This is a genomic window from Actinomadura verrucosospora, assembly GCF_039540335.1.
GTDB lineage: Bacteria > Actinomycetota > Actinomycetes > Streptosporangiales > Streptosporangiaceae > Spirillospora > Spirillospora verrucosospora.
Genome location: NZ_BAABEV010000049.1, coordinates 55142 through 67017, shown reverse-complemented (window position 1 = coordinate 67017; position 11876 = coordinate 55142). Strand labels below are relative to the sequence as shown.

General features: G+C 75.8%; 12 protein-coding genes. 10 read left to right on the top strand and 2 right to left on the bottom strand.

Annotation, left to right across the window (positions count from 1 at the left end; genetic code table 11):
* Window positions 1-1245, top strand: a 1245-nt coding sequence (locus ABD944_RS35705; RefSeq protein ID WP_425550325.1) for a S8 family serine peptidase, incomplete at its 5' end; no start/stop codon positions are given.
* Between the two features lie 4 nt (window positions 1246-1249).
* The gene (locus ABD944_RS35700; protein WP_345184540.1) at window positions 1250-1558 is read left to right on the top strand and encodes an MGMT family protein; all 309 of its coding nucleotides are present in this window, start codon (window positions 1250-1252) and stop codon (window positions 1556-1558) included.
* A 15-nt stretch (window positions 1559-1573) separates the two neighbouring features.
* On the opposite strand, the gene ABD944_RS35695 is transcribed toward ABD944_RS35700, so the two are convergent.
* Together ABD944_RS35695 and ABD944_RS35690 are read right to left on the bottom strand one after the other, a co-directional pair.
* A complete protein-coding gene (locus tag ABD944_RS35695; protein ID WP_345184538.1) occupies window positions 1574-2314 on the bottom strand; it encodes a YoaK family protein in 741 nt (246 codons plus the stop codon).
* A gap of 8 nt (window positions 2315-2322) precedes the next feature.
* Entirely contained in the window at window positions 2323-3969 is a 1647-nt protein-coding gene (locus ABD944_RS35690; protein WP_345184534.1) for a hypothetical protein, read from the bottom strand.
* 255 nt (window positions 3970-4224) lie between these two features.
* Between ABD944_RS35690 and ABD944_RS35685 the strand changes: the two genes are divergently transcribed.
* The 8 genes from ABD944_RS35685 to ABD944_RS35650 all read left to right on the top strand — a co-directional run bounded on the left by ABD944_RS35685 (window position 4225) and on the right by ABD944_RS35650 (window position 11828).
* Window positions 4225-5841 (top strand): gamma-glutamyltransferase family protein, encoded by a 1617-nt coding sequence (locus ABD944_RS35685; protein WP_345184532.1) that lies wholly within the window; start codon window positions 4225-4227, stop codon window positions 5839-5841.
* Complete coding sequence (locus ABD944_RS35680; RefSeq protein ID WP_345184530.1) at window positions 5834-6313, top strand: RidA family protein; 480 nt, start codon at window positions 5834-5836, stop codon at window positions 6311-6313. The genes ABD944_RS35685 and ABD944_RS35680 overlap by 8 nt, the downstream gene beginning before the upstream one ends.
* Window positions 6306-7742, top strand: a complete 1437-nt coding sequence (locus ABD944_RS35675) for an aldehyde dehydrogenase family protein (protein ID WP_345184529.1) — start codon at window positions 6306-6308, stop codon at window positions 7740-7742. The genes ABD944_RS35680 and ABD944_RS35675 overlap by 8 nt, the downstream gene beginning before the upstream one ends.
* A 24-nt stretch (window positions 7743-7766) precedes the next feature.
* Window positions 7767-8480 (top strand): iron-containing redox enzyme family protein, encoded by a 714-nt coding sequence (locus ABD944_RS35670; protein ID WP_179833015.1) that lies wholly within the window; start codon window positions 7767-7769, stop codon window positions 8478-8480.
* A gap of 68 nt (window positions 8481-8548) precedes the next feature.
* Window positions 8549-8896, top strand: a complete 348-nt coding sequence (locus tag ABD944_RS35665; protein ID WP_345184525.1) for a Rieske (2Fe-2S) protein — start codon at window positions 8549-8551, stop codon at window positions 8894-8896.
* The gene (locus ABD944_RS35660; RefSeq protein WP_345184523.1) at window positions 8893-10110 is read left to right on the top strand and encodes an NAD(P)/FAD-dependent oxidoreductase; all 1218 of its coding nucleotides are present in this window, start codon (window positions 8893-8895) and stop codon (window positions 10108-10110) included. The genes ABD944_RS35665 and ABD944_RS35660 overlap by 4 nt, the downstream gene beginning before the upstream one ends.
* Window positions 10111-10120: 10 nt before the next feature.
* Window positions 10121-10483: a Rieske (2Fe-2S) protein gene (locus ABD944_RS35655; RefSeq protein ID WP_345184521.1), complete on the top strand. Its 363-nt coding sequence runs from the start codon at window positions 10121-10123 to the stop codon at window positions 10481-10483.
* Complete coding sequence (locus ABD944_RS35650; protein WP_345184519.1) at window positions 10470-11828, top strand: MFS transporter; 1359 nt, start codon at window positions 10470-10472, stop codon at window positions 11826-11828. The genes ABD944_RS35655 and ABD944_RS35650 overlap by 14 nt, the downstream gene beginning before the upstream one ends.
* The last annotated feature ends 48 nt before the right edge of the window (window positions 11829-11876 follow it).

The following is an 11876-nucleotide window of genomic DNA, read 5'->3' as shown; positions in this document are numbered from 1 at the left end:
GGGGCCGCCGCGGTGCCGCCGGCCGCCGCACCCGCCGCGCCGCCGCCCCGCGCCGCCGGACCACGGAGCGCGGCCCTCGCCTCCGACCCGGTGCGGGACGCGGTCACCCCCGTCCTGGAGTCGCTGCACGTGCCGCGCGCCTGGACGATGTCCAAGGGCGGCGGCGTCACCGTCGCCGTCCTCGACTCGGGTGTGGACGAGGGCCAGGCCGACCTCGCGGGCTCCGTCACCACCGGGCCCGACTACACGCGCGGCGCGAACCCGCCCGGCGTCCCGCCGAAGCGGCTGCACGGCACCAACATGGCATCGATCATCGCCGGGCACGGGCACGGCCCCGGCGGCGCCGAGGGGGTCGTCGGCGTCGCGCCCGAGGCCCGTCTGCTGTCCCTGCGGGTGATCCTGGAACGCGACGAGCCGGGCTTCGCGGAGTTCACCGGCGGCGCGCGCTACACGGGGACGATCGCCCAGGGCATCCGGTACGCCGTCGACCACGGCGCCGACGTGGTCAACCTGTCGCTCGGCCGCTCCTACCCCACGCCGCGCGAGCGCGACGCCGTCGCCTACGCGATCAGCCGGAACGTCGTCGTGGTCGCGGCCGCCGGCAACAGCGGAGCCGAGGACGACCCGCGCGGCGCGGGCGGCCGTCCCGCCCCGGCGCGCGGCGCCCCCCGGCCCGGGAGCGGCGGCTCCACCAGGTACCTGTACCCGGCGTCGTTCCCCGGTGTGATCTCCGTGGCCGCCGTGGACGCGCGGGGCCGGCACGCCGGGTTCTCCAACCGCAACTCCGGCGTCGTCGTGTCCGCGCCCGGCGTGCGGATCGTCGGCGCGGGCCCGGACGGGCGGTACTGGATCGGGGACGGCACGAGCCCGGCGACCGCGTTCGTCTCCGGCGTCGCCGCGCTCATCCGGTCGCGCCACCGCGGCCTCGCCCCCGCACTGGTCACGCAGGCCGTCGCGGCGAGCACCGCGAACCGCCCGGCGCGCGGCTACGACCGGGGCGTCGGGTTCGGGCGGGTGGACGCCGCCGCCGCGCTCGCCGCGTCCGACGCCCTGGCGGGGGCCCGGACGGACGGTGCGGGCCTGCCCGCCGGGAAGCGGTTCGCGACCGGTCCGGTCCGTCCCGTCCAGGTCGTGCACCGCTCCGGCGGTCTCGTCCTCGCCTACTCGCTGATCTGCGCGCTGTGCCTGCTCGGCCTGGCGGGCGCCGCCGTCCTGCTGCGCGCCGAGCGGGATCCGGGAGAATGAGCGGATGTGGTCCGAACCTGACGAGTACGCCGAGGCGGTGCTGGACGCCGTGGAGCGCATCCCGCCGGGCCGCGTCCTGTCCTACGGAGACGTGGCCGAGCTGGTCGGACGGGGCGGGCCGCGGCAGGTCGGGCGCGTGATGTCGCTGTACGGGGGCGCCGTCCCGTGGTGGCGGGTGATCCGCGCGGACGGGAACCCGCCGAGCGGCCACGAGCTCCGGGCCCACGAGAACTACCGCGCCGAGGGGACGCCGCTGCGCCCGGACGGCCGCCGCGTCGACATGGCCCGCGCCCGCTGGACGGGCCCCGCCTGACCGGGCGGAACCGGCCTAGGACGTCCGGGCCGGGTGCAGCCGGAAGGCGCCGGCGATCACCACGGCCAGCACGGCGGGACTGACGGCCGCGGCCGCGACGGGGGCGCTGGTCATCAGCGCGCCCGCCACCGCCGCCCCGGCGGCGAGGCTGAGGATCACCGCGGTCCGCAGCCCGGCCGCCGCGCCCTGCCCGACCGCGAGACCGCCCATCATCGAGGTCAGCGTGCCGGTGACGAACGTGGTGGTGATCCCGTCGGCGGCCATGCTGCGCGCCGCCGCCGTCTGCGCGCCCATCGCCACCGACGACAGGGAGATGAGGGCGAGCAGCCCGCCGCCGCGCGGCTCGGCGCCCGCGGCGGCCCACCCCGCGAGGAACGCGGTCTGCAGCGCCAGCACGAACGCCAGGACGGCGGTGACGCGGGGCGGCCACATCCGTCCGGCGGCGGTGCGCCCCGCGATGAGGAACCCGGCGAGCAGGCCGAGCGCGAACGCGAGCGTCGCGGCGCCGCAGCGGGCCAGGTCGGCGCCGTTCCCCTCGCCGGCGGCGAGGCCGAACAGCACGATGTTGCCGGTCATGTTGGCGGTGAAGACCTTCTCCATGCCGAGGAAACCGACGATGTCGGTCGTCCCGGCGCCGAAGGTGAGCAGGACCAGGAGCGCGGCGCGCCACCGGAGGGCGGCGCGCGGCGGGCCCCCCGCCGCCGCGGCGGGCGCGGCGGCGGGGGCCGGATCGGACAGGTCGGAGGACGCGGTCACCGTGCTCCCTAGTAGATGATCAGACCGGCGACCGTGGCGACGACGAGGCCGGCGATCACGGGCAGGAACGAGCGGCGGACGAGGTCGAGCACCGGCACGCGGGCGAACCCGGCCACCGCGATCAGCGACGACCACGCGATCAGCACGCCGCCGCCGGCCCAGATGCAGCCCATCTGCCCGATCGCGGCGAGCAGCGCCGGGTCGACGCCGGAGGCCGGGCCGAGCGAGCCGGCCAGCGAGCCGGTGAGCGGCAGCCCGGAGAACCCGGAGCCGTCCAGCCCGGTGACCATCCCGATGATCAGCACGCCGAAGCCGACGACGTACTGGCTGTCGGGGATCGCGTCCTGCATCCGGACGACGGCGTCGAACAGGAAGCCGGGCGCCTTCGCGCCCTCCTCCATGCCCATGATCTTCCCGGCGAAGTCGGCGTTGCCGATGAAGAAGAACCCGGCGATCGGGATCACGACCCCCATCGCCTTCATCGCGAAGACCAGCCCGTCCACGATGTGGTCGGCGCACCGCTCCAGGCTGCCCCGGCCGTCCTTGGCGATCGCGGCGGCCAGCAGCAGCGCCGTGGCGACCCCGCCGACGAGCGCGGCGGCGTCCCCGCCCACCACCTCCGGAACGAGCCCCGTGAACTTGCCCAGCATCATGTAGCCGACGAGGCCGATCAGGGCCAGCGGGACGATCGCGGCGAACGCCTTGGACCGCCGGGGGCAGTCCGCGCCCGGCCGGTCGCCGCCGTTCAGCGACGACAGCGCCCGCCGCGTCATCTCGTCCGACGCCTCGCCCGCGTCGCCCGATCCGCCGGAGCGGGGTCCGGGCACGGTGGACGAGCCGCCGCCGGACCCGGAGCCGGGCCCGTGGTCGAGGACGGCCACGCCGCCGTCGCCGCCGCCCGCCGCGGCGGGCTCCGGCTGCAGGACGCGCCGCCGCGGCAGCACGCGGATGAGCGAGCGGCGCGGCGCCGGCGCCTCCAGCTCCGACTCCCCGGCCTCCCAGCGTTCGAGCAGCGCCGCGTCCGGCCTGCGGAACTCCGAGCGCGTCATCAGGTAGCCGATGCCGAGCGCGACCAGGCCGGTGATCAGGGACAGCACCATGGCGCGGTCGGCGACCGCGCCGGTCTCCACCCCGGCGGCCTTCGCCGACAGGCCCGGGGCGACCTGGATGACGTAGTCGCTGGACAGCGCCATGCCCTGCCCGGCGATCGCGATCGCCACCCCCGCGCTGATCGGCGGGAGCCCCGCGGCGATCGCGGCGGGCAGCAGGATGGCGCCCATCAGCGGCACCGCCGGGGTCGGCCAGAAGAACAGGCTGATCACGTAGGTGACGGCGGCGAGCACCCAGAAGGCGGAGTGGCCGGACCGCATGACGACGCGGAACGGCTCCACCATGCGGCGGTCGGCGCCGAGCGCGCGCAGCGACCCGAGCAGCGCGGTGACCAGCGCGATGATGAGGAAGATGCTGAACAGCTCGGACGCCGCGGTGAGGCTGGCGTTGAAGATCGACTCCAGTCCCGTGACGAGGCTGCCGGTGAACACCCAGGCGGTGAGGAACGTCGCGGTCACCGCGGGGATGACGACGTTCTTACGGGCGATCATCACGGCGATGATGACGACGATTCCGGACAGATAGATCCAGTGAGCGGCTTCCAAAGGACGCCCCCTCCCTGTACGCGCCCTCTGCGAGGCCGACGGGCGCAACGATTGCAGAGAATCTGCTCGATCGGTCCGAGGTGAACAATGAGGAACGTGCACACTACGCGCTTGGTCATTTTGTGCACCATGTCGGGCGTCCGGCGAGCGAAGCAGCGGTGTCCGGGGCCGGTGTGCACGGTGCCCAAGGAAGGTGCCGGATCTTCGGCGATCGGTCCGTATCGGCGCTGATCGGGGGCCGCCGACACTGGCGGCATGTCAGAGCGCAGCCCCTTCGGCCTCCCGGACCGCGGCCCGTCCGTCGCGTCCGGCGGCATGGTCGCCTCCAGCCATCCGGCGGTGAGCCTGCTCGGCGCGCGGATCCTCGCGAGCGGCGGGAACGCGGTGGACGCCGCGCTCGCGATGGCCGCCCTGTCCTGGCTCGCGCTGCCCGGCCAGTGCGGGGTCGGAGGCGACGCCTTCGCCCTGCTGCGCCGCCCGGACGGCTCCGTCGCCGCGTTCGGCGGCAGCGGCTTCGGCCCGGACGGCGGCGAGCCCGCCTTCTACCGCGACCGCGGCCTCGCCGCCGTCCCGCTGGAGGGCGCCCTCGCCGTCGCGACCCCCGGCGCGGTCGCCGCGCTCGCCGCCCTGCACGCCGACTCGGCCTCCCGCGGGCTGCCCGAGCTGTGGGCGCCCGCGATCGCCGCCGCCGAGGACGGCCTGCCCTGCACCCGCAAGACCCGCGCCGACATCGTCGAGCGCCGCGACGCGCTGGCCCGCGACCCCGGCACGGCCGAGGTCTTCCTTCCCGGCGGCCGCGTGCCCGCCGCCGGCGCGCCGATCGTCCAGCGCGACCTCGGCGCCACCCTCCGCAGGCTGGCGGACGACCCCGCCGACCTGTACTCGGGCGCCCTCGCCGAGCGCTCCGTGGACGCCCTGGTCGACGCCGGGGCGCCGTTCTCCGGCTACGAATGGATGGCGGGCGGCCGCTCCGTCCCGGAGGCGGCGCTGACCTGCGAGTACCGGGGGACGACGATCCACCTGACCCCGCCGCCCACGCCCGGCTGGATGGTGGCGCAGCAGGCGGGCCTCTGCGATGGCGTCCTGTCCGGCCTTCCGTGGCTGTCGGCCGAGGCGGTCCACCGGATGGCCTCGGCCGCCCGTATCGCGTTCGCCGACCGGTTCGCGGGGTGCGGCGACGGCAGCGACCACTGGCGCGGACTGCTCGCGCCGCCCGCGCTGGAGGCCGCCCGCGCCCGCCTCGACGCGGGCGACCTCCCGGCCGGCCTCCCGTCGCCGGTCCCCGCGGGCGGCGACACGACCTCCATGGTCGCCGTGGACGCGGAGGGGCGCGCGGTCAGCCTCATCCACTCGCTCGCCTTCACCTTCGGCGCCCGGATCACCGTCCCGGGCACGGGCATCGTCCTCAACAACCGGCTCGGCCGCGGCGCCTACCTCATCGACGGGCACCCCAACGAGGTCCGCCCGCGCCGGCGCCCGCTGCACACCCTGAACGCCTGGCTCGTCACCGGCGCCTCCGGCCGCCTCCTGCACGCGGGCAACACCCCCGGCGGGGACGGCCAGGTCCAGTGGAACGCCCAGCTGCTGTCCCATCTGCTCGACCACGGCCACGACCCCGCGACCGCCGTCGCGGCGCCGCGCTTCACCGTCCACCCGGGCAGCGACGCCGACGTCCTCGGCCGTCCGCCCGAACTGCGCGTGGAGTCCCGTCTCGGGACCGGCCGGATCGAGGCGCTCCGCGCGTCCGGGCACGACGTCGCGGTCCAGGGCCCCTGGGACGCGGGCGGCAGCGCCCAGATCGTCTCCGTCGCGGACGGCGCCCTCCTCGGCGCGTCCGACCCCCGCCAGGACGGGGTGGCCCTCGGTGTCTGAGCTTCCCGCCGCGCCCCGCCCCCAGGGCGACTACGTCCCGGCCGTCGCCGAGCCGATCCGCGCGGGCGACCTCCTGGTCGCGAGCGCCGGGATGACGCCGCGCCGGGACGGCCGCCTGACCGCCACCGGCCTCGTGGGCCGCGACCTGGACGTCCCCGCCGCGCGCGAGGCCGCCGCCCTGGCCGTCCGCAACGCCGTCGCCGCGGTCGCGGACGGGGACCTCCGTCGCAGCGGGGGCCGCGTCCGGCGGTGGGTCCGGATGACGGTCTACGTCGCCTGCGCCGACGGGTTCACCGACCTGTCGGCGGTCGCGGACGGCGCCTCGGCCGCCCTGGAGGCGCTGGCGCCGGGGCTCGGGCGCCCCGCCCGCAGCGCCGTCGGCGTCCGCGCCCTCCCCGGCGGCGCCCCCGTCGAAGTCGAACTCACCGCGATCGCCGGTGACCCGGGAATGGAGACGAGCGAGCATGCATGAGGGCCTGAACCTCGTCGGGGGCGAATGGCGCCCGGCACAGGACGGCAGGACGTTCCGGCGGAGGAATCCGGCGGAACTCGGCGAGATCGTCGGAGAGTTCCCCGAGTCGTCGGCCGGCGACGTGGAAGCGGCCGTCGGCGGGGCCGTCGAGGGCGCCGCGGAATGGGCCGCGGCGTCCGCGGACAAGCGCGCCGACGTGCTGGAGTCGGCGGCGCGGTGGCTGGAGGAGCGGGCGGACGGACTCGTCGCCGAACTGGTGCGGGAAGAGGGCAAGACGCGCGCCGAGGCGGCCATGGAGGTCTCCCGCACGCCCCGGAACCTGCGCTTCTACGCGGGGGAGGCCCACCGCATCACCGGCCAGAGCCACCCGGCGCCCGACGGCGGGCTCGTCTACACGCGGCGCGAGCCCGTCGGGGTGGTGGGCGCGATCACGCCCTGGAACTTCCCGCTGAACATCCCGTCCCGCAAGATCGGGCCCGCGCTGGCGGCCGGCAACGCGGTGGTGTTCAAACCGAGCCCGGTGACGCCCCTGCTGGCGCAGCGGCTGGTGGAGGCGCTGCTGGCCGGCGGGCTGCCGCCGCGCGCGATCGCGCTGGTGCACGGCGGCGCCGGGGCCGGGGCCGCCGTGGCGGCGGACGAGCGCGTCGGGGCCGTGACGTTCACCGGCTCCACCCGGGCCGGTCGCGCCGTCCACGCGGCGGTCGGCCCGTCGCGCCGCGCGCAGCTGGAGATGGGCGGCAAGAACCCGGTGGTCGTCCTGGACGACGCCGACCTGGAGCGCGCCACGCAGATCATCGTCAAGGGCGCGTTCGGGCTGTCCGGGCAGGCGTGCACCGGGACGAGCCGGGTCATCGCGGACGATGCCGTCCACGACGAGCTGCTCGAACGCGTGGCGCGGGCCGCCGAGGCGCTGACCGTCGGGAACGGGCTGGGCGACGGCGTCGACCTCGGGCCCCTCGCCGCGGACTTCCAGCTGGAGAAGTTCCTCGACTACGTGCGGATCGGCGAGGAGGAGGGGGCCAAGCTCGTCACCGGGGGGCGGCGCCTCCCCGGCGACGGGTACTTCGTGCGGCCGGCCGTCTTCGGCGAGGTCGCGCCGGACATGCGGGTCGCCCGCGAGGAGATCTTCGGCCCGGTGCTGGCCTTCCTGCGGGCGTCCGGCCTCGACGAGGCCGTCGCGCTGGCCAACGGCACCGACTACGGGCTGTCGGCCGGGATCGTCACCCGCGACACCGGCCGGGCGCTGGAGTTCGCCCGGCGCTCCGAGAGCGGCCTGGTGAAGGTGAACCAGCCGACCTCGGGAATGGCGATGACCGTGCCGTTCGGCGGGCTCAAGGAATCCAGCACGCAGACGTTCAAAGAGCAGGCCGGACCTTCGATGATGCTCTTCTACACGCAGGAGAAAAGCGTCTACATCTCACCCCGGTAAGAAAATCCGAGAAGGGATCAGGAAATGGCAGAGCTGCTGTCGAAGGACGCGTTCCGCGCCGAGCTGCAGAACGCGATCAAGGGCCGCGAGGCCAAGAACGCCTCGTTCAGCAAGGCGTGGGCGGACGGCGAGCTGAAGCGCGAGCACTTCGCCCGCTGGGCGGAGAACCACTACCACTACGTGGGCCCGTTCGCCGACTACCTCGCCTACGTCTACGCCAACACGCCCGACGAGTTCACCGGCGCCAAGGACTTCACGCTCCAGAACATGTACGAGGAGGAGCTCGCCGACATCCGGCACACCGACCTCCTCATCCGGTTCGCCGAGGCGTGCGGCACGACCCGCGAGCGCGTCGAGGACCCGTCCAACATGAACGCCATCACCCGCGGCCTCCAGGCGTGGTGCTACGCGGTCGCGATGCGCGAGCACTTCGTGGTCGCCACCGCCGCCCTCGTGGTCGGCCTGGAATCGCAGGTGCCGAGCATCTACAAGAAGCAGATCGTGCCGCTGCGCGAGGTCTACGGGTTCACCGAGGACGAGATCGAGTTCTTCGACCTGCACATCACCTCCGACGTGGTGCACGGGGAGCGCGGCTACCAGATCGTCCTCGACCACGCGGACACGCCGGAGCTCCAGCAGCGCTGCCTGCGGCTGTGCCGGTGGGGCGCGGAGATGCGCTTCTCCTACACGCAGGGCCTGTACGACACCTACGTCAAGCCCGACCTCGTCAGCGCCTGACCCGAATCCGGTCCGGCGGCGGGGCGGCGTCCCGCCCCGCCGCCGGCCATCCAGCAGGGAGGACGACCGTGGAGCAGCAGACGGGCGAGTGGGTGCGGGCCGCCGCGCTCGCCGAGGTACGCCGGCGCCGGCGCCTCGCCGTGACCGTCGGGGGACGGCGGATCGCGCTCTTCCTGGTCGGCGGCGACGTCTACGCGCTGGACGACGTGTGCGTCCACAAGCAGCGGTCGCTGTCCAAGGGAGCCGTCCTGAACGGACGGGTGATCTGCCCCGGGCACCAGTGGGTGTTCGACCCGGAGACCGGCGAGATCGAGGGCCGGGACGAATGCCAGCCGAGCCATGCCGTGCGCGTCGACGGCGACGACGTCTACGTCGACCCGCGGCCCCGGATCCTGTCGGAGGAGCATCCCTCATGAGAGACGTCCTGGTGGCGGGGGCGGGGCAGACGGCCGCGGTCGCCGCCCGCACGCTGCGCCGCCGCGGCTTCGACGGCCGCGTCACCCTCGTCGGCGCCGAGCACGAGGCGCCCTACCAGCGCCCGCCGCTGTCGAAGGAGTACCTGGCGGGAGAGCAGGACCGCGACGAGCTGTGCCTGCTCACCCCCGAATGGTGCGAGGCCAACGACGTGGAGCTGCGGCTCGGCGCCGCGGCCGCCGCGATCCGCCCCGCCGAGCGGGCCCTGGAACTGGCGGACGGCACCGTGCTGCGGGGCGACGCCCTGCTCGTCGCGACCGGCGGGCGCCCCCGGCGGCTGCCCGGCGTCGAGGGCGAGCGCGTCCGCCACCTGCGCACCGTCGCCGACGCCGACCGGCTCCGCGGCGAGCTGCGGCCGGGCGCGCGGGTCGTGGTGGTCGGCGCCGGGTTCATCGGCTGCGAGGTCGCCTCCACCGCGCTCGACCGCGGCGCGCACGTCACGGTCGTCGAGCGGGCAGGGCGCCCGCTCGGGCACGTCGTCGGCGAGCCCATGGGCGACGTGATGGCCGCGATGCTCCGCACGAACGGCGTCGACCTGCGCACCGGCGAGAAGGTCGAGCGGTACGAGGAGACCGCGTCCGGCGCCGTCGTCACCACCAGCGGCGGGACGGCCCTGGAGGCGGACGTGGTGGTCGTCGGCGCCGGGATGGTCCCGAACGTCGAGCCCGTCACCGGCGCCGGGATCGAGACCCCCGGCGGCATCGCGGTCGACGCGTACTGCCGCACCGGCGTGGACGGCGTCTACGCCGCGGGCGACGTGGCCTGCCAGTGGCAGCCGCTCCTCGGACGGCACGTCCGCGCCGAGCACTTCGACAACGCCAACGCGCAGGGCATGGCGGCGGCCAAGAACATCCTCGGCGGCGCGTCGGCGCACACGGCGCCGCCCTGGTTCTGGTCGGACCAGTTCGGCCACGCCGTCCAGCACGCGGGGCACGGCGAGGGCACGGACCGGCTCGTCGTCCGGGGCCGCGTCGAGGACTTCGACTTCATCGCGTTCTACCTCGCGGACGGCGTGCTGCGCGCCGCGTTCACCGTGGACCGCGGCGGCGACCTCGCGATCGCCCGGCAGCTCATCGCCCGCGGGGCCGTCCTGGACCCCGGCGCCCTGCGCGACGAGGACGCCGACCTCACCGACCTGCTCGACACACTCAGCTAGGGAGCGACCGATGGAATACCAGCGCGTGGCCCGCTCGGGCCAGGTGCCCGAGGGCGTCGTCCGCCGCTTCTTCGTGGGCGAGGCGGAGGTCGCCGTCGCCCGCTGGGACGGCGAGGTGCACGCCATGTCGAACTACTGCACCCACCTGGACTGCCTCCTGTCGTCCGGGCGGGTGACCGAGGACGGGCTGCTGTGCTCGTGCCACGGCAGCGTCTTCGACTTCGGGTCCGGCGAGCCGATCACCCCGCCCGCGACCAGGCCGATCACGGTGTACCCGGTGAAGGAGGAGGACGGGGAGATCCTCGTGCACGTCCCCCCGGAGGACGCCGCCAACGGCGGGCCCCGACGGCGGCGGCCCGTTGGCCGAGCCTGACCCGGCGGACGGGCGCGGCACGGGGCGCGGGCCGTGGCCGGCGCTCGTCCCGCTGCTGCTCGGCACGTTCACCGGCACCGTCGCCAACACGATCGTCAACGTCCCGCTCACGCTGATCCTGCGCGACCTGGACGCCTCGATCTCCGCCGGCACCCTGGTCGTCGTCGGGTTCACGCTCCCGTTCGCCGTGCTGCTGCCGCTGTCGGGGTGGCTCGGCGACCGCTGCGGCCCCCGCCGGGTGTTCCTCGCCGCGATGCTGCTGCTCGGGATCGGCTCGGCGGGCGCCGGGCTCGCCGGCGACCTGGCCTCCCTGGTCGCGATGCGCGCGGTGCAGGGCGTCGCGACCGCCGCGATGCTGCCCGCGGTCATGGCGCTGATCGCCTCGCTGTTCGGCGGCGGGCGGCGCGGCCGCGCCCTCGGGCTGTGGGCGGCCGCCAACGGCGTCGGCCAGGCCGCCGGGCCGACGCTCGGCGGCGGCCTGGCCACCTGGTTCGGCTGGCACGCCGTGTTCTGGCCGGTCGTGCCGCTGTGCGCCGCCGCCGCGGCGCTGGCCGTCCGGTTCGTCCCGGCGGGGCGGCCCCGGCGCGTCCCGCTGGACCGGCGCGGCGCGGCCCTGCTCACCCTCGCCGCCGGGCTCGGCCTCGGCGCCACCTCCTCCGCCGCGACCCTCGGCGCGACCTCGCCCCTCGTCTGGGGCGGCGTGCTCGCAGGCCTCCTCACCGCCGCCGCCTACGCCGCGACCTCGCGCGGGCGGCCCGACGCGTTCCTGCCGCCGCGGCTGCTGCTGGAGACCCGCTACCTGCGCTCCTGCCTGAGCGTGCTCGCGCAGATGTTCTGCCTGGGCGCCACGCTGCTCGCCGTCCCCGTCTACCTGACCACCCAGCGGCAGGCCGGCACCCTCTACGCGGGGGCCGTCCTGCTGAGCCTGCCGGTCGTGATGTCGGTGCTGGGACCGGTCACGGGCGTCCTCATGGAACGGCTGTCGCCGCGCGCCGTGCTGCGCGGCGGCCTGCTCGTCCTCATCGCGGGCCAGGTCCTCGTCGCCGCGGTCCTCGCCGCGTCCGGGCCGGTCCCGTGGCTGCTCGCCGCGCTCGCCCTCACCGGCGCCGGCGTCGCGTTCGTCCAGACGCCCGCCGCGACCGGCGCCACCCGCTCGGACGCCGGCCGCCGCGGCGCCGGCCTCGGCCTGTTCAACCTGCTGCGCTTCGGCGGCTCCGCCCTCGGCGCCGCGTGGGTCGGGGCCGTGCTGGACCGGGCCCCCGCCTTCGGCGTCATGTTCGCGGTCTGCGCCGCGACCGCCGCGCTCGGGCTGCTGGCGTCCTTCGCCGGCCCCGACCCCACCTGATCTGCCAGGAACCGGCGGTGCCTGATCTGCCAGGAACCGGCGGTGCCT

Coding starts and splice junctions, on each gene's coding strand:
- ABD944_RS35700 (WP_345184540.1), top strand. CDS start 1,250: ATGTGGTCCGAACCTGACGAGTACGCCGAGGCGGTGCTGGACGCCGTG.
- ABD944_RS35685 (WP_345184532.1), top strand. CDS start 4,225: ATGTCAGAGCGCAGCCCCTTCGGCCTCCCGGACCGCGGCCCGTCCGTC.
- ABD944_RS35675 (WP_345184529.1), top strand. CDS start 6,306: ATGCATGAGGGCCTGAACCTCGTCGGGGGCGAATGGCGCCCGGCACAG.
- ABD944_RS35670 (WP_179833015.1), top strand. CDS start 7,767: ATGGCAGAGCTGCTGTCGAAGGACGCGTTCCGCGCCGAGCTGCAGAAC.
- ABD944_RS35660 (WP_345184523.1), top strand. CDS start 8,893: ATGAGAGACGTCCTGGTGGCGGGGGCGGGGCAGACGGCCGCGGTCGCC.
- ABD944_RS35655 (WP_345184521.1), top strand. CDS start 10,121: ATGGAATACCAGCGCGTGGCCCGCTCGGGCCAGGTGCCCGAGGGCGTC.